The sequence below is a fragment of the Ensifer sp. LC384 genome (genome assembly GCF_001695865.1).
GTDB lineage: Bacteria > Pseudomonadota > Alphaproteobacteria > Rhizobiales > Rhizobiaceae > Ensifer.
In genome coordinates this window covers 222,680-242,603 of sequence record NZ_MBST01000023.1, presented here as the reverse complement: position 1 = coordinate 242,603, position 19,924 = coordinate 222,680, and the positions used below count along the sequence as shown (strand labels likewise).

Annotated in this window: 11 protein-coding genes; 1 reads left to right on the top strand and 10 read right to left on the bottom strand. The window is 63.2% G+C overall.

Annotation, left to right across the window (positions count from 1 at the left end):
* Window positions 1-79: 79 nt before the first annotated feature.
* The 10 genes from BC363_RS18775 to BC363_RS18730 all read right to left on the bottom strand — a co-directional run bounded on the left by BC363_RS18775 (window position 80) and on the right by BC363_RS18730 (window position 18,885).
* Window positions 80-1,708 carry an alpha-D-glucose phosphate-specific phosphoglucomutase gene (locus BC363_RS18775; RefSeq protein ID WP_065780999.1) on the bottom strand — a complete coding sequence of 543 codons (1,629 nt, stop codon included), beginning with the start codon at window positions 1,706-1,708 and terminating at the stop codon, window positions 80-82.
* A gap of 6 nt (window positions 1,709-1,714) precedes the next feature.
* Complete coding sequence (gene glgA, locus BC363_RS18770) at window positions 1,715-3,157, bottom strand: glycogen synthase GlgA (RefSeq protein WP_065780998.1); 1,443 nt, start codon at window positions 3,155-3,157, stop codon at window positions 1,715-1,717.
* An 11-nt stretch (window positions 3,158-3,168) separates the two neighbouring features.
* Entirely contained in the window at window positions 3,169-4,431 is a 1,263-nt protein-coding gene (gene glgC, locus BC363_RS18765; RefSeq protein WP_065780997.1) for a glucose-1-phosphate adenylyltransferase, read from the bottom strand.
* A gap of 323 nt (window positions 4,432-4,754) precedes the next feature.
* Window positions 4,755-6,965: a 1,4-alpha-glucan branching protein GlgB gene (glgB, locus tag BC363_RS18760; RefSeq protein ID WP_065780996.1), complete on the bottom strand. Its 2,211-nt coding sequence runs from the start codon at window positions 6,963-6,965 to the stop codon at window positions 4,755-4,757.
* Window positions 6,962-9,424, bottom strand: a complete 2,463-nt coding sequence (locus tag BC363_RS18755) for a glycogen/starch/alpha-glucan phosphorylase (protein WP_065781151.1) — start codon at window positions 9,422-9,424, stop codon at window positions 6,962-6,964. The genes glgB and BC363_RS18755 overlap by 4 nt, the downstream gene beginning before the upstream one ends.
* Window positions 9,425-9,652: 228 nt before the next feature.
* Window positions 9,653-10,906, bottom strand: coding sequence for a TadE/TadG family type IV pilus assembly protein (locus BC363_RS18750; RefSeq protein ID WP_083223392.1), 1,254 nt, complete (start codon window positions 10,904-10,906; stop codon window positions 9,653-9,655).
* Between the two features lie 177 nt (window positions 10,907-11,083).
* Window positions 11,084-11,962, bottom strand: coding sequence for a transglutaminase family protein (locus BC363_RS18745; protein WP_065780994.1), 879 nt, complete (start codon window positions 11,960-11,962; stop codon window positions 11,084-11,086).
* A gap of 16 nt (window positions 11,963-11,978) precedes the next feature.
* Complete coding sequence (locus BC363_RS18740) at window positions 11,979-14,387, bottom strand: circularly permuted type 2 ATP-grasp protein (protein WP_065780993.1); 2,409 nt, start codon at window positions 14,385-14,387, stop codon at window positions 11,979-11,981.
* Window positions 14,388-17,714 carry a transglutaminase family protein gene (locus BC363_RS18735; protein WP_065780992.1) on the bottom strand — a complete coding sequence of 1,109 codons (3,327 nt, stop codon included), beginning with the start codon at window positions 17,712-17,714 and terminating at the stop codon, window positions 14,388-14,390.
* A 136-nt stretch (window positions 17,715-17,850) separates the two neighbouring features.
* A complete protein-coding gene (locus BC363_RS18730; protein ID WP_065781150.1) occupies window positions 17,851-18,885 on the bottom strand; it encodes an aldo/keto reductase in 1,035 nt (344 codons plus the stop codon).
* A gap of 110 nt (window positions 18,886-18,995) precedes the next feature.
* Here BC363_RS18730 and BC363_RS18725 point away from each other — a divergent pair, with 110 nt between their 5' ends.
* The gene (locus BC363_RS18725) at window positions 18,996-19,904 is read left to right on the top strand and encodes a LysR family transcriptional regulator (RefSeq protein WP_065780991.1); all 909 of its coding nucleotides are present in this window, start codon (window positions 18,996-18,998) and stop codon (window positions 19,902-19,904) included.
* Window positions 19,905-19,924: the final 20 nt, after the last annotated feature.

The following is a 19,924-nucleotide window of genomic DNA, read 5'->3' as shown; positions in this document are numbered from 1 at the left end:
TCTCCTTAAATCGATTCCGATTTAAGGAATTATGCAGTAGCAATGTCAGGTCTTCGCGCGCCCCGGATGGGGCGCTCCGTCAGGTGATCACGCTCGGCTCGGTGCGGCCGGTGCGGGTCTTGATGCCGGCGATTTCGTCGGCAACGGCGATGAGGTCGGCGAGTGCTTCCTGGGTGTCGATGTCGTGGCGGGCCGGATCCGGCTCGAAGCGCTCGATATAGACGCGCAGCGTCGCACCAGAGGTGCCGGTGCCCGACAGGCGGAAGACGACCCGCGATCCGCTCTCGAACAGGATGCGGATGCCCTGGTTCTTGCTGACGGAATGGTCGACTGGATCATGGTAGGAAAAGTCGTCGGCGGTCGCGACCTTGAGCGCGCCGAAAGATTTCCCGGGCAGGATTGCGAGCTGGTCGCGAAGCGCCTTAACCAGGCCGTTGGCGGCATCGGAATCCACTTCTTCGTAGTCGTGGCGCGAATAGTAGTTGCGGCCGTAGGTCGCCCAGTGCTTGCGGGCGATGTCGAGCGCGCTTTCCTTGCGCGCGGCAAGGATGTTGAGCCACAGCAGAACCGCCCAGAGGCCGTCCTTTTCGCGCACGTGGTTGGAGCCGGTGCCGGCGCTTTCCTCTCCGCAGATCGTCGCCATGTCCTCATCGAGCAGGTTGCCGAAGAATTTCCAGCCGGTCGGCGTCTCGTAGAGGCCGATGCCGAGCTTTTCGGCGACCCGGTCGGCCGCCCCGCTTGTCGGCATCGAACGGGCGATGCCGGCAAGCCCCTTGGCGTAGCCCGGCGCCAGATGCGCGTTAGCCGCCAGCATTGCCAGGCTGTCGGACGGGGTAATGAAGATGCCACGGCCGATGACGAGGTTGCGGTCGCCGTCGCCATCGGAGGCGGCGCCGAAATCGGGCGCATCGGGCGCCATCATCGTTTCGTAGAGCGCGCGGGCGTGCACGAGGTTCGGGTCGGGATGATGGCCGCCGAAATCCGGCAGCGGAATGAAGTTCATGACCGAGCCCTTCGGCGCGCCCAGACGCTTCTCGATGATCTCCTTGGCGTAGGGGCCGGTGACGGCGCTCATCGCATCGAAGACGACGCGGAAACCGCCCGAGATCAGCTTGCGGATGGCGCCGAAGTCGAACAGGCTTTCCATCAGTTCGGCATAGTCGGCCACCGGGTCGATGACCGTGACGGTCATGCCGTCGATCTGCTGCGAGCCTTCGGCATCGAGATTGACGTCGGCGACATTGGAAATCTTGTAGGTGTCGATCACCTGGCTGCGGGCATAGATCGCGTCGGTGACCTTCTCCGGTGCCGGGCCGCCATTGCCGATATTGTACTTGATGCCGAAGTCCTCGGTCGGGCCACCGGGATTGTGGCTGGCCGAGAGCACGATGCCACCGAAGGCCTCGTATTTGCGGATGACGTTGGAGGCGGCGGGCGTCGACAGAATGCCGCCGCGGCCGACCAGCACGCGGCCGAAGCCGTTGGCGGCCGCCATCTTGATGGCGATCTGGATGACTTCGCGGTTGTAGAAGCGGCCATCGCCGCCGATCACCAGGGTCTGGCCGGCAAAGCCTTCGAGCGCGTCGAAGATCGACTGGATGAAGTTCTCGGCGTAGTTCTTCTGCTGGAACACCGGAACCTTCTTGCGCAGGCCCGACGTGCCGGGCTTCTGGTCGCCATAGGGTGTGGTGGTGACTGTTCTTATCATTCTGACTTAGCCTTTCCCGAGAAGACCGGAATATAGAGAGACGTAGCGCTCGGCACTTCTGGCCCAGGAAACGTCCGATTTCATGCCCTGGGTCTGCAGACGCGCCCAGACTTTCGGTTCGTTGTATGCACGGAAGACGCGCCTGATCGCAAGAAGCAACCCGTCGGCGCTGACCGGCGTGAACTGGAAGCCGGTCGCCACCTTGGCAGACAGCCCGGCTTCGTTCGCGTCGATGATGGTGTCGGCAAGTCCGCCGGTGCGCGCGACCACCGGCACGCAGCCGTAGCGCAGGCCATAGAGCTGGGTCAGCCCGCAGGGCTCGAAGCGCGACGGAATGAGGATCGCGTCCGATCCGGCCTGCATCAGGTGCGAGAGCGGTTCGTTGTAGCCGGTGACCATGCCGACATGGCCGCGGTGGCGCGAGGCGGCGGCGAGGAGCGCGCCTTCGAGCGCCGTGTCGCCGGAGCCGAGAACGATGAGCTTGCCGCCCATCGCCACGATCTCGTCGGCGACTTCGGCCACGAGGTCCATGCCCTTCTGCCAGGTCAGCCGGCTGATGACGCAGAAGATCGGGCCATTGCCCTGTTCCAGCCCGAAACGCTCTTCGAGCGCGTGCCGGTTGGCGGCGCGCTGCTTCAATGTCGTCGCGCTGAAATGCTGGGCGATCAGCGGGTCGCTCGCCGGATTCCAGACATCGGCGTCAATGCCGTTGACGATGCCGACGAGGTCGGAAAGCCTGCTTTTGAGCAGGCCTTCGAGGCCCATGCCGAATTCCGGCGTCAGGATCTCCTGCGCATAGGACGGGCTGACGGTGGTGATCGCGCTTGCGGTCTGCAGACCGCCTTTGAGGAAGCCGACATCGCCGTAATATTCGACGAACTGCATCGAGAAGGCTTCGGGCGGAAGCGCGAGCTCGGCGAAGATCTCCGGGCCGAACTGCCCCTGGAAGGCGATGTTGTGGATCGTCATCACCGTCGGCGTCGCGGCTGCGCGGCCAAAACGCATATAGACCGGCGTCAGCGCTGTCTGCCAATCATGCACATGGACGAGATCGGGCTTCCAGCCGGACACCACATCGCCGGCGGCGATTTCGGCCGCGGCCAACGACAGGGCGGCGAAGCGGCGGAAATTGTCGACATAGTCGCGGCCGGTGGCGTCGACATAGGGGCCGCCATCGCGCTCGTAGAGAACAGGCAGATCGAGCACGAGCAGGTCGAGCCCGTCGAGATCGGCTGCGAGAACCGAGGCCGGGCTGCCGAACAGGTTCACAAAGCTGCCGACCTTCTTTTTCTTCTTCAGCTTCTGCAGCACCGCGGGATAGCCGGGCACCAAGGTGCGGGTACGGATACCGTGCGGCGACAGTGCTGCCGGGAGGGCACCGACGACGTCGGCGAGCCCCCCGGTCTTGACCAGCGGATACACTTCGGACGCAACGGAGAGGATGTTCATCAGCGGCGGACCTACATTCCCAGTTTGTCGATCATCGTTTGGGTGATCAGGCAAACGCCGTTTTCCGAACGACGGAAGCGCTTCGCATCCAGTTCCGGATCTTCGCCGACGACGAGGCCCTCCGGAATGACCACGCGGCTGTCGATTACCACATTGCTGAGCAGCGCGTGGCGACCGATCTTCACATCGGGCAGGATGACGGCATTTTCCAGTCGGGAATACGAATTTACTCTGACACCGGTGAAAAGCAGGCTGCGATTGAGCGCAGCGCCTGAGATGATGCAGTCGCCCGATACGAGCGAGGAGGTCGCCGAGCCGCGACGGTTCTCGTCGTCATGCACAAATTTGGCCGGCGGCTTGATCTCGGCGAAGGTCCAGATCGGCCAGGTGCTGTCGTAGATGTCGAGCTCCGGCGTTACATGGGTGAGATCGATATTGGCCTGCCAATAGGCATCGATCGTGCCGACGTCGCGCCAATAGGCCTCGCTTTCGAAATCCGAGCGCACGCAGGACCGGTTGAAGCGATGGGCGACCGCCTTACCGTTCTCGACGATATAGGGGATGATGTCCTTGCCGAAGTCGCGGCTCGATTTCGGATCGGCCGCGTCGCGCCGCAACAGATCCATCAGGAATTTGGTGTGGAAGACATAGATGCCCATCGAGGCAAGGGCCATCTCGGGATTGCCGGGAATGCCCGGCGGGTCGGCCGGCTTTTCGACGAAGGCGATGATGCGATCCTTGTCGTCCACATGCATGACGCCGAAGCCGGTTGCTTCCATGCGCGGCACTTCGAGGCAGCCGATGGTGACGTCGGCGCCGGAATCGACGTGCTGCTGCAGCATCAATTCGTAGTCCATCTTGTAGATGTGGTCGCCTGCGAGGATGACCATATATTCGACGCCGTGATCCTCGATGATGTCGATATTCTGGTAGACCGCGTCGGCGGTGCCTTCGTACCATTGCGTTTCCGAGACGCGCTGGCTTGCCGGCAGAATGTCGAAGCTTTCGTTTCGTTCCGGGCGGAAGAAGTTCCAGCCGCGCTGCAGGTGGCGGATCAGCGAATGGGCCTTGTACTGCGTGGCGACGCCGATGCGGCGGATACCGGAGTTCAAGGCGTTCGAGAGTGCGAAGTCGATGATGCGGGCCTTGCCGCCGAAATAGACGGCCGGCTTTGCCCGTCGGTCGGTCAACTCCTTCAGGCGGCTGCCGCGGCCGCCTGCGAGAACATAGGCCATGGCATCACGGGCCAGAGGTTGCGTACGCTTTTCCACCATTTGTCCTCCCCAAAATCATTGTTCTTCGGGATCGTCACGGCGACTTTTTGCGACGCCTTGCGGCCCTCGAAATTTCTTCTTGTGCTCCCGCCTCCCGCTTCATTCCGTCGGGCTGGAACACGCTAGCGTTTCCGATCTAAATGGAGTCGAAGAAACGCTCTATCTCTTTGTTTTTACGCATTTCCTGGCGGAAACCGCTACGCACTTTTCCTGGAAATGCTCTAAAGCGCGTCGCGATCTTTCAGATGCGCGCTGCGCTTTAAGCTCTTGTTTTTGCGCATGTCGTCATCGCAAAACCGCTGAACACTTTTGCGCGACATGCTTTAATCCTGCTCCAGCATCAGCGTTGCCAAGGGCGGCAAGGTGATGGTTGCCGTTATTGCGCCTGTCTGATCCTCTTGTGCCTGAACGGCGCCGCCGTTGCCCTTGCCACTCCCCCCATAGATTTCCGCGTCGGTGTTCAAAATTTCCTTCCAGCGACCTGCGACCGGAAGCGGGATCGTGTAATTTTCCCGATAAACGGGCGTGAAATTGGTGATGACGGCGACGAGCTTTTCACCCGGCGCCTTGCGCAGCCAGGCAAAGACCGAATTGTCCCGGTCGTCGGCGAGCAGCCATTCGAAGCCATCGCCCTCGCAGTCGCGCGCGTGCAGCGCCGGCTTTGAACGGTAGGTGCCGTTGAGGTCGCGCACCAGCCGCCGCATGCCCTCGTGCAGGTGATATTCCAGCAGGTTCCAGTCAAGCGCGCGTTCCTCCGACCATTCGCGCCACTGCGCAAACTCCTGCCCCATGAACAGGAGTTTCTTGCCGGGATAGCCCCACATGAAGGCGTAGTAGGCGCGCAGGTTGGCGAACTTCTGCCAGTCGTCGCCGGTCATCTTGGCGATGAGCGAACCCTTGCCGTGCACGACCTCGTCGTGAGACAGCGGCAGCACGAAGTTCTCGCTGAAGGCGTAGAGCAGACCGAACGTCAGGTCGTTGTGGTGGAAGCGGCGGTGGATGGGCTCGCGCGACATGTACTGCAGCGTGTCGTGCATGAAGCCCATGTTCCACTTGAAGCCGAAGCCAAGACCACCGGCATGGACCGGGTGGGAAACCTTGGGCCAGGACGTCGATTCTTCGGCGATCGTCAGGATGCCCTTGTGAACACCGTAGATTTCGGTGTTCATCGTCTGAAGGAAGCGGACCGCCTCCAGGTTCTCGTTGCCGCCGTATTCGTTCGGCACCCATTCGCCGTGTTTGCGCGAATAATCGAGGTAGAGCATGGAGGCCACAGCATCGACGCGTAAGCCATCGACGTGGAATTTCTCCGCCCAATAGAGCGCGTTGTTGACGAGGAAGGACAGCACTTCCTGCCGGCCGAAATTGTAGATCGCCGTGTTCCAGTCGGGATGAAACCCCTGGCGCGGATCTTCGTGCTCATAGAGTGCGGTGCCGTCGAACCAGCGCAGTCCGTGTTCGTCGGTCGGGAAATGCGCCGGGACCCAGTCGAGAATGACGCCGAGGCCGACCTTGTGGCAGCCGTTGACGAAACGCGCGAACCCCTCCGGCTCGCCGAAGCGTGCCGTCGGCGCATAGAGGCCGGTCGTCTGGTAGCCCCAGGAGGGATCGTAGGGGAATTCGGAGATCGGCAGGAATTCGATATGGGTGAAGCCCATGTCGACACAATAGGGGATCAGGCGGTCGGCAAGCTCGTCCCAGGACAGCATGTCGCCGTTGTCGCGGCGCTGCCACGAGCCGGCATGCACCTCGTAGATCGAGATCGGCTGGCGGCGGGCGTCAGCCGATGCCCAATGGGCTCGATGCGCATCGTCTTCCCAAACCTGCGCGATCTCAGGTGTCGTCACCGAGGCGGTGTTGGGGCGAAGCTCCGAGCGGCGGGCGAAGGGGTCTGCCTTCAGCGGCAGAAGCGTACCCTGGCGGTCGAGGATCTCGTATTTGTAGGCAAGGCCTGCCTCGACGCCGGGGATGAAGATCTCCCAGATGCCGGTGTCGGTGCGAAGGCGCATGACATGGCGACGCCCGTCCCAGTCATTGAACTGGCCGACGACGGAGACGCGCTTGGCGTTCGGGGCCCAGACGGCGAAATGGTAGCCTTGAGCGCCTTCATGGTCGATCGGATGGGCGCCCATCTTGTCGAACAGCCGGAGATGCGAGCCCTCGCGGATATAGTAGTCGTCCATCGGCCCAAGCACAGGCCCGAAGCTGTAGGGATCGACGACGATCCACTCGCCGCCATCGTTGCGCGCGCGATAGCGCACCGGCTGGATCTTGCGCAGCGAGACCGGTCCCTCGAAGAAGCCGGCGTCGTCGCGCCGCTCGAGGACGCCGAGTTCCTGCCCGGACAGCGTTTCCGCAACGACGCTGTCGGCGCCCGGAATGAAGCAGCGGGCGACATAGCCTTTCCCGACCGCTTGCACGCCGAGTATGGCGAAGGGATCGTGGTGCGTGCCTGTGAGGATGGCCGCAATGGCCGGCATTGACAGCAGGGCTGAGGCTGGAGGTTCCGGGTCTTTGCCGGCCGAAGGGGTCATCCGGCTCTCCAAATTTCGCCGGCATATTGCCGGATGGTACGATCGGACGAAAACCAGCCCATGCGCGCGGTGTTGCGCACGGCCTGCGAATACCACGCCGACGGCGTCGTCCACAGCTGGTCGATCTCGCGCTGCGCCTTGGCATAGGCTTCGAAGTCGGCCGCGACCATGAACCAGTCGTGATTGTAGAGGCCATCGACCAGGCTGGTGAACCGGTTGCGGTCATCGGGCGAAAACACGCCCGAAGCGATCGCCTGCAACGCCTGCGACAGCTCGCGCGATCCCTCGATGATGGCGCGCGGATTGTGACCCTCGGCACGCGCATTCGTCACTTCCTCGGCCGTCAGGCCGAAGATCTTGATGTTCTCCTCGCCGACCCAGTCGCGCATCTCGACATTGGCGCCGTCAAGCGTCCCGATCGTCAGCGCGCCGTTCAGCGCGAACTTCATGTTGCCGGTGCCGGAGGCCTCCATGCCGGCCGTCGAGATCTGCTCGGACAGATCGGCAGCGGGGACCATGATCTCGGCCAGCGAGACGTTGTAGTTCGGCACGAAGACGATCTTCAGAAGCCCGCGGACGGCCGGGTCGTTGTTGACCACGCGGGCGACGTCGTTTGCCAGTTTGATGATCAGCTTGGCGTTGTGGTAGCTCGGCGCCGCCTTGCCCGCGAACAGTTTGACGCGCGGCACCCAGTCGAGTTCGGGATGCGAGCGGATCTGGTCGTAGAGCGCCACCGCCTCGATGATGTTCAGGAGCTGGCGCTTGTACTCGTGGATGCGCTTGATCTGGATGTCGAACATCGCCGACGGGTCGAGCCTGATGCCGAGTCGGCTTTGAACGAGTTGCGCGAGCTTCACCTTGTTGGCGCGCTTGACCGCGGCAAAATGCTCCTGGAAATCCTGCTTGTCGGCAAAGGCATCGAGTGCCTGCAGCGCCTCGGTATTGTCCATGAATTCGTCGCCGATCGCCTCACGGATCAGGCTGAACAGGCCGGGATTGCACTGCATCAGCCAGCGGCGCGGGGTGATGCCGTTGGTCTTGTTGTTGATTCGATCGGGGTAGAGCCGGTGCAGGTCGGCAAACACCGTTTCCTTCATCAGTTCGGTGTGCAGCGCCGACACGCCGTTGATCGAATGAGAGCCGACAAAGGCAAGGTTGCCCATGCGCACCCGGCGGTCGCCGCTTTCGTCGATCAGCGAGATGCTGCGGACCTCCTCGTCGGTGGCGCCCTTCTGTTTGCGTGCCTCGATCAGGATCTTGGCGTTGATCGCATAGACGATCTGCATGTGCCGCGGCAGCAGGCGTTCGAACAGCGGCACGGGCCAGCTTTCGAGCGCCTCCGGCAGCAGCGTATGGTTGGTGTAGGAAATGGTTCTGCGGGTGATATCCCAGGCCTGTTCGAAATCGAGGCCGTGCAGATCGGTCAGCAGGCGCACCAGTTCGGCGACCGAGACCGCGGGGTGGGTGTCGTTGAGCTGGATCGCGACGGCATCGGGCAGCGAGGTGAAATCAGGATATTGCTGCAGGTGCCGGCGCAGGATGTCCTGCAGTGAGGCGGACGAGAAGAAATACTCCTGGCGCAGACGAAGCTCCTGGCCGGCCGGCGTCGCGTCGGCGGGATAGAGCACGCGGGTCAGGCTTTCCGCCTTGTTGCTTTCGCGCAGCGCGCCGATGTGGTCGCCGGCATTGAAGGCATCGAGCAGGATCGGGTCGATCGGCTGCGCCGTCCAGAGCCTCAGCGTGTTGACGCGCTTGGCGCGCCAACCGACGGCCGGCGTATCGAAAGCGGTGGCAATCACGCGCTCGGCCGGCTTCCAGACGAAGCGCTGGATCTCTTCGTCGACATTGGCGGTTTCGACAACGCCGCCGAAACCGATCTCATAGGAGCTTTCGCGCCGCTCGAACTCCCAGGGGTTGCCATGGGCAAGCCAGGTCTCCGGCAGTTCCACCTGCCAGCCATCGGCCATCTGCTGGCGGAACAGGCCGTGCATGTAGCGGATGCCGTAGCCATAGGCGGGCACATCGACGGTCGCCATCGATTCCATGAAGCAGGCAGCAAGTCGGCCTAGGCCGCCGTTGCCGAGTGCCGCGTCGGGCTCAAGCAGAGCGATGACGTCGATATCGACCCCGAGCGAGGCGAGCGCATCACGCATCTCCTCCATCAGGCCGATATTGGTCATGGCGTCGCGCATCAGGCGGCCGATGAGGAATTCGAGCGAGAGATAATAAACGCGCTTGGCACCTGTCGCGTAGGTCTGGCGGGTCGAATCCATCCACTTGTCGGTGATGCGGTCACGCACCACGAGGATAGCGGCGGTCAGCCAGTCGTGCGGCTTGGCGACCTTGGGATCCTTGCCGATGCGGTACTTCAAGCGCTCGAGGATTTCGACTGCAAGCTGGTCGGGTTCGGAAGAACGAAGTGCGGGCTGCGGCAGTTCGTTGGCGGAAATCTTGTTCATCATCAGAACTGTCTTACCCTTTTGCGTTGGGAGGTCGCAGGCCGGAACCGACCGGGGATGGGCAATTTATGCATCGATCCGAAGCGCTTGCAACAGGTGTTTTTAAAAGGATTAGAATTGCCTGAATAGAAGGGATGTCTGGCAAAGAGCCGTGGCTTACCTCGCCGCCCCAAACGAAAAATGCCGCCCGGCGGGACCGGGCGGCATGGTGGCGCGCGCTTTCTTTGGTTACTTTGTCAGGCGGGTCGCCATGGCCGAAGCCTTCTCGCCGATCGCCTTGAAGGCTGCAATCAGGTCGGCTGCTTCTTCCGCCTGGAAGTAGTTTGCTACCGTGGTCGCGCAGGACTTGAGCAATGCCTTTCCGCGATCGGGTGCCATGAAGGCCACGGTATAGACCTGAACGTTGTTCTTGCGCGCCGTATCGCACCATTGCAGCGTCGTTGTGTCATCGCTCGTGTTGTTGTTGGCGCCGTCGGTCATGAAGACGATGTACTTCGTCGCAACCTGACCATTCTTGGTCTTGTGCGCCGTGTCCTCGGTGGTGGCCGTTACCCGGCTGTAGGCGGTCTTGAAGGCATTGCCGGATGCCGTGCCGCCCGTCGCGACGAGGGCGTTGACGTAGGTTCCCGTTCCGGCAGTCCCCCATGCGATATTGCCGGCGGTATCCTGCGCCGAGTTATAGGAAACGGCTGCCGTGCGGACATAGAGATCCTTCGGGTCGGCAGCTTTCAACTGCGCGAGCAGATCCTTGACCGCGGTCTTGAGCGCGTCGATCTTCGTCACGTAGCAAGGACTGGTCGCTGCCAGATTGGGGTATTTGCCCCAGTTTGATTCGGTATAGTTGGGGCACGAGCTTTTGGCCGTGTTCTGCGTATTGCTCTTCCAGGCCATCGAGCCGGAGCGATCGAGCACGAGATACATCGACAGCGCATTCTTGGTTTCTGTGGCGCTTTCCGCCGTGGCGCGGGTCTCGATCAGTATCGATTTCTGCCCAAGGAGGCGTGTCATCGCATTGAACTGAAGGGTCTGCTTGTTGGCGACCGTCACCTTGAAGGCCTTGCCGGTTGCACCGTTGGCACTCTCGATGATGTCGACTGTCGAGGAATTGACTTCCAGTTCTTCAATCGGAGCCGCATTGGCCGATGCGGCAAAGCCGCTGGCCGTTGCGCCATCGTCGTTGGCCGGAAGGTCGACGCTATTGCCGCCGGCGGTTTGGGCCTTCAGGAAGTTGGTCGCAATTTCCTTTGCCTTTGCGATATCGGGCTTCTCCTTCGATACCAAGGCGGAAGCCGCCGCAAGTGCTGCCGCGTCGGCCGCGTCCTGCATCTGATTCTTGGTGGTCACCATCTTGGCCATGTCGATGGCAACGCCACCGGCGGCAAGGACCAATGGCATTACCAAGGCCGCCATCATGCCGAAATTGCCGCCACGATCCTTCAGCATCGCCATGAAGGACCGGTTGATCGTGGATCGTTTTCCCATCTCTGCACACCCCAAGGAACACGTTGCAAACTTGAAGGCGACGTTTAGCGGCGATGGCTTACGATATCGTTCAGGTGATAGATTCAATTTTAGCGGAATACAGGAAAACCAGTGCTTACAGCGGGTTCCGGGGATGCTGTGGTGTTTGAAAACGGGAATGCCATGTCTCAAATCGGGTCAGGTGACCGGAATGACGTCAACGGCCTGTTCGGTCTTCTGCCCGCCGTAGCTCTTCAGCACGCCGATGACAGGTGCGACGTCGCCGTAGTCGCGGCCGTGACCGACGACGATATGGTCCGTTCCGGCCGGGATATTGTTGGTCGGGTCGAGTTCAAGCCAGCCCGCGGTAGTGCCGCACCAGATGCGAACCCAGGCATGCATGGCATCGGCCCCTTCCAGGCGCTCCTTGCCGGCGGGGGGGATTGTTCTTAAGAAGCCGCTGACATACCCGGCGGGGATGCCGAGGCTTCTGAGCGCTACGATCATCACATGGGTGAAATCCTGGCAGACGCCGCGCTTGAGCTGGAACGCCTCTGCCGGTGTGGTGTTCACCGTCGTCGCCTCGCTGTCGTAGACGAAGTCCCGGTGAATGCGCGCACAGATCGCGGTGGCGATCTGGCGGATCGTCATTCCGGGCGTGACCAAGGCTCGCGCGTAGGCCGCGATCGCCTGCACCTCTGCCAATAGCGGGCTCGGGCCGACGAAATGATGCGGTGCGTCCGGGTCGACGGACCAGCAGGCGGCCAGTTCCGCCGGCAAGCGGGAAAGATCTGCCGAGAAATCGGCCGTCAGCGGCAGCGGCTCCACCTGCACCCGCGCCTGCATGCGGATCACGAGGTCGTCATGGGCGGAGCGAAACAGGATCGCGGTGAAGGGATTGGCGAAGAAGTCGACGCTTTCGGAGCGTTCCGCCGGCATCGGGTGACAGCTGACCGAGCCGACGACGAGGCGCTGCCGGTCGGGCAGCGTCGCCGGCATCACACGCACCAGATGGCGCCCGCCGGACACCGGCACTTCGTAGCCGTAGGTGATCTTCAGGCTGATGTCGTAGAGCATGGGCGTGTCCTGCCGGTCAGCCGAGATAGGTGTTGGCGAGAATGTTGGAGAGCTTTTCCAGATCTCGCTCCAGCCTGTTGTAGACGCTAAGGTTCATCGCCTCCGGCGTCATGACGGCAAGGCCGGAATGCAGGCGCATGGCCTCGCGGTAGAAGGGCGACATCTGGCCGTTGACATAGGCGTTGGGCAGAAGCTCCACCTCGTTCTTGATTTCGTTGAGCTGGTAGAGCACCGAGCGCGGGTTGAGTGGGTCGAGCGCCAGCAGGTCGGTCACGGTCAGCGCTGCCGTGTTGACGTTGTAGCGCCGGCGATGGGTCATGACGCTGTCGCCGATCTCCAGCAGCATGTCGTAGGCGCCGTCAGGCGCATCCGGGCCGGACATATGGCCAAGCAGCCGCGTCATGTGCAGGCCACGTTCGATGTAGCGGCCGATGGAGAGAAAGCGCCAGCCGGTAAAGCGGTACATGTTTTCGTGCACAAGACCGGCAAAGCCGGCGAGCTTGCGCAGAAGCACGGTCATGGCGCGGGTGGCATCGTCGCCCGATTGCACGGTCGCGTGGAACTTGCGGGCCGTCTGCGACAGATCGTTGAGCGCCAGCCAGCCGTCTGGCGAGAAGCGGTCGCGGATGTTGCCGGCGCTGAAAAGCGCACTGGAAATATTGGCCAGCAGGCTGTCAGGTACCGCCTGGTGGGTATCGATATCGAGGGCGGCGAGATAATCGGTGACGTCCTGGAGCAGCGGCAGGCTCGGGTCGGCGGTCTCGGCAAACCGGCCGTGCCAGGCGCGCAGGATGCGCAACGCCCCTTCCGCCCGCTCGATGTAACGGCCGAGCCAGAACAGGTTGTCGGCAGCCCGGCTCGGCAGGCTTCCCGGCATGTTGCGGGTGAAGCTTTCTTCTGCCGGCAACAGGGTGGTGCGCTCGACCGGCCGGTCGCTGACAATCCAGACGTCGGCGGCCGTGCCGCCGGCCTGCATGGCGATGGCGGCAACATCGTCGCCGGAGCCGATGCGGGCAAAGCCGCCGGGCATGATCTGCCAACCGTCGCGGGTGCGGGCGGCGAAGACGCGCAGGCTCATCGGTCGCGGCGTCAGGCGGCCGCGCACCCAGGCCGGCGTGGTCGACAGCGTGACCGCCTCCTGGCCGACAAGTTTTCCGCCCTCCGCATCGAGCCAGCCGGAAATCGCTGCCGCGTCCGTTTCGGCCAGCGACGCCCCGAGCACCGATTGGCCGTTGTCGTCGAAGAAGGGGCGCGTCGCATAGGCCGGGCCGATGACCATGCGTTCGATATTGGCGGCGACCTGCGCGCGCTCGGATGTTTGGCCGCACCACCAGGTGGCGATCGACGGCAGCTTCTGTTCCTCGCCGAGAAGATGCCGGCAGATGGCCGGCATGAAGGCCAAGAAGGCGCGCGTCTCAACGATGCCGGAACCGAGCGCGTTGACGATCGCTAGGGATCCGGCCCTCAGGGCCTCGACAATGCCGGGGGTGCCGATGTGCGAGGACTGGTTGAGTTCCAGCGGATCGGCGAAGGCGGCGTCGAGGCGGCGCCAGAGCACGCCGACGGGTTTAAGCCCCGCGACCGTGCGCACCATCACCCGGCCGCCGACGACCGTCAGGTCTTCGCCTTCCAGCAGCATGAAACCGAGATAGCGGGCGATATAGGCATGCTCGAAATAGGTCTCGTTGGCGATGCCGGGCGAGAGCACGGCGATGCGATCGTCCGGATGCAGCTTGCGCGCCTGCAGCGTGTCGCGGAAGGCGCCGAAGAAGCCGGCCAGGCGATGCACATGCGTTTCGGCATAGAGATTGGAGAAGGCGCGGGTGGTGGCGACCCGGTTTTCCAGCGCGAAGCCGGCACCGGACGGCGCCTCCGTGCGATCCGAGAGGACCCACCAGTTGCCGTCCGGGCCACGGCCGATCTCGAAGGAGATGAATTGCAGGAAATGGCCATCGGCCGGCTTGACGCCGACGAGCGGCCGAAGAAATTCGGGGTTGGAGGCGACCAGCGCCGGCGGCAGCAGGCCTTCGCGCACCAGGCGGTTTTCGCCATAGACGTCGGCGACCACCTTCTCCAGAAGTTCGGCGCGCTGGATGAGGCCTTGCGAGACTGCCGCCCATTCGTGCTCGTCGATCAGGACCGGAATATGCGACAGCGGCCAGCTTCTCTCCGAGCTGTCCTTGCCGCCATAGACCCGATAGAAGACACCGGCGTCGCGCAGGTAGCGGTCGGCGCGCGCGAAGCGATTGGCGAGATCCGTTTCGTCGAGGCGGCCGAGCGTCGAAAGCAGCCGTTGCCAGACGGGCCGCACGTTGCCATGCGCGTCCAGCATCTCGTCGGCAATGCCGGGAAGTGCACGGTAGCCGAAGACCGGATCGTCATCGATGCCCAGCCGGCCGGCCGCTGCTCTCTGCTTCTTCGCCATTTACGCTCCTGGCGGACGCCTGAGATCAAGCGTCATCGGAAATTCCATCGACGGGCTTTCCGGATGAAGCAGGTAGCCTCCCGGGGTATGGCCCCAGGGCTCGAACCGCGCCAGTCGCCGCGCTTCTGCCTCGTTGCCGTTAACCGGAAATGTCTCGTAACTGCGCCCGCCCGGATGGGCGACATGGTAGACGCATCCGCCAATCGCCCGATTCGACCATGTATCATAGATATCGAATGTAAGGGGAGTGTTCACGGGCAAAACCGGGTGAAGGCCGGCGGCCGGCTGCCAGGCCTTGTAGCGAACGCCGGCAACGGCGCTGCCGTTGGTGCCGGTCTTGGCAAGAGGGAGGGGCCGGCCGTTGCAGGTGACCGTGTAGCGCTCGGGATTGGGCGTATCGAGCTTGACCTGCAGCCGCTCGACGGAGGAATCTACATAGCGCACGGTGCCGCCGATCGCTCCCTGTTCGCCCATGACATGCCAGGGTTCCAGCGCCTGGCGGATTTCCAGCCTGCCGCCCTCGTATTCGACCTCGCCGCAGAAGGGGAAGCGGAACTCGAGCTGGGCTTCGAACCATTCCGGTCGAAGATCGAACCCGTGGGTGCGCAGGTCGGCGAGCACTTCGAGGAAATCCTGCCAGACATGGTGCGGCAGCATGAAGCGGTCATGAAGTGCGGTGCCCCAGCGCACGAAGCGGCCGTCGAGCGGGTGTTTCCAGAAACGGGCGATGAGCGCGCGCACCAGCAGTTGCTGGGCAAGCGACATGCGGGCGTTGGGCGGCATCTCGAAGCCGCGGAATTCGATGAGGCCGAGGCGGCCCGTCGGGCCATCCGGCGAAAACAGCTTGTCGATGCAGATTTCCGCGCGGTGGGTGTTGCCGGTGACGTCGACGAGCAGGTTGCGGAACAGCCGGTCTACCAGCCAGGGCAGTGGCGGCGGCGTCGCGGAACCGGGCAGCGGCACCTGCGCGAGTGCGATCTCCAGCTCGTAGAGCTGGTCGTGCCGGGCTTCGTCGATGCGCGGGGCCTGGCTGGTCGGCCCGATGAAGAGGCCGGAGAACAGGTAGGAGAGCGACGGATGGCGCTGCCAATAGAGGACGATGCTCTTCAGCAGGTCCGGCCGGCGCAGGAAAGGGCTGTCATTGGGATTGGCGCCACCGACGACGACATGATTGCCGCCGCCGGTGCCGGTGTGGCGACCATCGATCATGAACTTGTCGGCGCCGAGCCGGCTTTGGCGCGCCTCTTCGTAGATCGCCGTGGTGATATCGACGCAATCTCGCCAGTTGGCCGCGGGATGGATGTTGACCTCGATGACACCGGGATCGGGCGCCACGCGGATGACATTGATGCGCTCGTCGTGGGGCGGCGCGTAGCCCTCGATGTGGACCGGCAGGCCGAGCGCTGCCGCGGCGCGCTCGGTTGACGCGATCAGGTCGAGATATTCCTCGATGCTTGTCGTCGGCGGCATGAAGACGCAGAGCCTGCCGTCGCGCGGCTCGACGCTGATGGCCGTGCGCACCAACCCGGCGATTTCGTCGCGTGGCTGCGGCTGTGGGGTTTCCGGCGCTTCCGATGCCTGGAAGCGCGAATGCTGCGGGCGAACGCTGGTTTCGGCGAAATCAGGCAGGTCGTTGCGCGGAACGGTCGGGTCGACGGGATGGATATAGGGATAGGCGGACGGAGCGACATAGGGCAGGGCGCCGAGCGGCAGGCGATAACCGACGGGGCTGTCGCCGGGAACGAGGAAGATGCGGCCGCGGCGGGTCTGCCATTTCTCGCTCATCCATCGCAGGCCGGTGGCACGCGCATTCCAGGCCTGTACCGGCAGCACGTAGCCGGTCGGTGCCGTCAAGCCGCGCTCGAACACCCGGGCCATGCGGCTGCGCTCCTCGGGGTCTTTCAGCTTGGAGTTGGCCGGATCGACATTGTCGGGAAGGTTTGCTTCCTTGAGCAACCAGTCGGCGGGGTCTTCGAAGGCCGGCACGACCATCTCGGCCGGTACGCTCAACTCGCTTGCCACCCCATGCAGCAGGCGTTCGGCGTCCTCTGCCGTCACGTCATGCCGCCCGTTCTCCTCGGCGATGAGATCCGCCTGACGCCAGATCGGCACGCCGTCCTTGCGCCAGTAGAGCGAGAAGGTCCAGCGCGGCAGGCTTTCGCCCGGATACCATTTGCCCTGGCCGTAGTGCAGGAATCCGCCGGGCGCGAAGCGTTCGCGCAGTCGGCGAATGAGGATATCCGCCTTCTCGCGTTTGGTCGGTCCGACGGCCTCGGTGTTCCACTCGTCGGCTTCGAAATCGTCGATCGATACGAAGGTCGGCTCGCCGCCCATCGTCAGGCGCACATCGTTTTCGGACAGCACCCGATCGACATGTTCGCCGAGCGCGTTCAGCGCCTGCCAGCTTTCGTCGGAAAACGGCTTGGTGATGCGCGGATGCTCGGCGACGCGCGAGACCTTCATGTCGAAGGCGAAGTCGGTGCGGGTCTCTGGATCGCCGAAGAAACCGCCGGAGATCGGGGCGGCGTTGCGGTAATGCGGCGTGGCGGCAAGCGGAATATGGCTTTCGCCGGTTAGGAGGCCGGAGGTCGGGTCAAGCCCGACCCAGCCGGCGCCGGGCAGGTAGACCTCGGCCCAGGCGTGCAGATCGGTAAAGTCGTGCTCGGTGCCGGATGGGCCGTCGAGCGCCTTGAGGTCAGGTGCAAGCTGGATGAGGTAGCCCGAGACGAAGCGGGCGGCATAACCTAGATTGCGTAGGATCTGGACGAGCAGCCAGCTCGAATCGCGGCACGATCCCCTGGCCGATGTCAGCGTTTCCTCAGGCGGCTGGACCCCGGGTTCCATGCGGATGACATAGCCGATTTCCTGCTGGAGCCTGGCATTGAGGCCGACGACCATGTCGATGGTTCGCTGTCGCGAGCGGTCCACCGCCGCCGTGAACGCAGACAGCGCCGGCCCCATCGGCTCCGGCGTCATGTAGATCTTCAGGTCGTCGATCAGGTCTTGCGGGTAGGCGAAGGGCCAGTGCTCGGACTCCTCCTCGATGAAAAAGTCGAAGGGATTGTAAACGGTCATGTCGGCGACGAGGTCGACTTCGATCTTCAGTTCGGTGACCGGTTCCGGGAACACGTAGCGTGCGAGGTAGTTGCCGTAGGGATCCTGCTGCAGATTGACGAAGTGGTTGGCCGGCGAAACTTTCAGCGAGTGGCTGATGACCTTGGTCTTGGAATGGGCCGCCGGTTTCAATCGGATGATCTGCGGTGAAAGCCTGATCGGGCGGTCATAGGTATAGTGGGTCAGGTGGTAGATGCTGGCCTTGATCGACATACCGGATTTTGTCCCCTTGATGGCAGGTCGTTATTACGCCGCCATTCCCGGGAAGTTTGTGCAATGCGAAGAGAGAAAGCAAGCGCGAAAGACAGCGCCGGATTTCTCCGGCGCGTCGATCGGCAGACGTAGGCGATCACACCGCCGGCGGGTTCAGGCGCGCGAAGCCCTCCTGGAGGTGATAGGGGAAGTAGGGGTAGGCGGCGGTCTTCTGGCTGGCCTTGTCGAGCCGTGCCGTCTGTTCGGCGGTCAGCGACCAGCCGACGGCGGCCAAGTTCTGGCGCAGCTGCTCTTCGTTGCGGGCGCCGATGATGACGCTCGACACGGTCGGGCGCTGCAGCAGCCAGTTGATGGCGATCTGGGGGATGGTCCTGCCGGTTTCGCCTGCCAGTGCGTCGAGCACGTCGACGATATCGTAGAGCTTCTCGTCATCGACCGGCGGGCCGAAGGAGGCGGTATCGTGCAGGCGGCTTCCTTCCGGCCAGGGCTGGCCGCGTCTGATCTTGCCGGTCAGGCGCCCCCAGCCGAGCGGGCTCCAGACGAGCGCACCGACGCCCTGGTCGAGACCAAGCGGCATGAGCTCCCACTCGTAGTCGCGTCCGACCAGCGAATAGTAGACCTGATGGGCGACGTAGCGCGGGTAGCCGTGCTTTTCCGCGGCAGCAAGCGACTTCATCAGCTGCCATCCGGCGAAATTGGAAACGCCGACATAGCGCAGCTTGCCGGCGCGCACCAAGGTGTCGAGCGTCGAAAGCACCTCTTCGACCGGCGTGCCGGCATCGAAGGCGTGCAACTGCATCAGGTCGATGTAGTCGGTGCCGAGGCGGCGCAGGGCATCGTCGACCCCCTTGATCAACCGCGAGCGCGAGGAACCGGCATCGTTCGGACCATCGCCCATCGGCAGCGACATCTTGGTGGAGATCAGCACGTCGTTGCGCCGTCCCTTGATTGCCGCACCCAGTACCTCTTCGGATGCGCCATCCGAATAGACGTCTGCCGTATCGAACAGATTGACACTGGCCTCAATGCAGATGTCGACGAGACGGCGCGCCTCGGCATCGTCGCTGTTGCCCCAGGCGCTGAAAAGCGGGCCTTTGCCGCCGAACGTGCCAGCGCCGAAACTCAGCACGGGAACCTTCAATCCTGACGATCCAAGCCGTCTGTATTCCATCATTCGAACTCCTCGTTGCGGTCATGCCTGTATTGGCAAGAGAAAGGTGGTGTCTCGTTGATTTGAGAAGTAGACCATCTGCCGGAACATCATTTGTGAGTTGAAGTCACATGTCGCGACACTCGATCAACCGCTCCGGCGAAATGGCCGTCTTCGTCAGGGCCGTCGAACTCGGCGGCTTCTCCGCGGCGGCGCGCGAATGCTGCATGACGCCATCGGCAGTGAGCAAACTGGTGCAGCGGCTGGAAGAGAGGCTCGGCGTTCGGCTGATCAACCGGTCGACGCGGCAATTGCAGCTGACGCCGGAGGGTTGCGCCTTCCACGAGCGGGCGGCCCGCATTCTCGCCGATATCGATGACGCGGAGAGACAGGCGGCGGCCGGCGATATGCCGGCGGGCCGTGTTCGCCTCAATGCCAGCGCGTCCTTTGCCACCCATGTGCTGATGCCACTGCTGCCGGAATTTCTGAGCGCCTATCCGGGGCTTTCGGTCGACATCATCCAGACCGATGCCGTCGTCGACCTGATGGCGGAGCGCGTCGACATCGCGATCCGCGCCGGGCCGCTCAAAGCGTCGAGGCTGATTGCGCGCAAGCTTGGCAGTACGTCGATGACCATCGTCGGGGCGCCCTCCTATCTCGAGCGTTGCGGCAAGCCCGAGAGCCTTGACGAGCTGATGGCGCACAACCGCCTGAGCCTCAGCTATATCAGGGCCGTCGATGGTTGGCCGCTGTTGTCCAATGGCGAAGCAATATTGCTTCCGCCGAGCGAAAGGGTGCGGGTGAGCGACGGGGAGGGGTTGCGCCGTCTGGCGCTTGCAGGCGTCGGACTGGCACGGATGGCGACATTCACGGTTCGGGACGACATCGATGCCGGCCGGCTGGTGCCCATTGTCGAACATCTCAATCCGGGAGATCGCGAGACGTTTCACGCCGTGTTTCAGGGCCAGGGCGGTGCGCTGCCGTCGCGCGTCAGGGTGATGCTCGATTTTCTGGCAGCGCGGGCACGGCTGTCCGGCTGATGACGAGACGAGGCGCTCAG

Coding starts and splice junctions, on each gene's coding strand:
- BC363_RS18775 (WP_065780999.1), bottom strand. CDS start 1,708: ATGATAAGAACAGTCACCACCACACCCTATGGCGACCAGAAGCCCGGC.
- glgA (WP_065780998.1), bottom strand. CDS start 3,157: ATGAACATCCTCTCCGTTGCGTCCGAAGTGTATCCGCTGGTCAAGACC.
- glgC (WP_065780997.1), bottom strand. CDS start 4,431: ATGGTGGAAAAGCGTACGCAACCTCTGGCCCGTGATGCCATGGCCTAT.
- glgB (WP_065780996.1), bottom strand. CDS start 6,965: ATGACCCCTTCGGCCGGCAAAGACCCGGAACCTCCAGCCTCAGCCCTG.
- BC363_RS18755 (WP_065781151.1), bottom strand. CDS start 9,424: ATGAACAAGATTTCCGCCAACGAACTGCCGCAGCCCGCACTTCGTTCT.
- BC363_RS18750 (WP_083223392.1), bottom strand. CDS start 10,906: ATGGGAAAACGATCCACGATCAACCGGTCCTTCATGGCGATGCTGAAG.
- BC363_RS18745 (WP_065780994.1), bottom strand. CDS start 11,962: ATGCTCTACGACATCAGCCTGAAGATCACCTACGGCTACGAAGTGCCG.
- BC363_RS18740 (WP_065780993.1), bottom strand. CDS start 14,387: ATGGCGAAGAAGCAGAGAGCAGCGGCCGGCCGGCTGGGCATCGATGAC.
- BC363_RS18735 (WP_065780992.1), bottom strand. CDS start 17,714: ATGTCGATCAAGGCCAGCATCTACCACCTGACCCACTATACCTATGAC.
- BC363_RS18730 (WP_065781150.1), bottom strand. CDS start 18,885: ATGGAATACAGACGGCTTGGATCGTCAGGATTGAAGGTTCCCGTGCTG.
- BC363_RS18725 (WP_065780991.1), top strand. CDS start 18,996: ATGTCGCGACACTCGATCAACCGCTCCGGCGAAATGGCCGTCTTCGTC.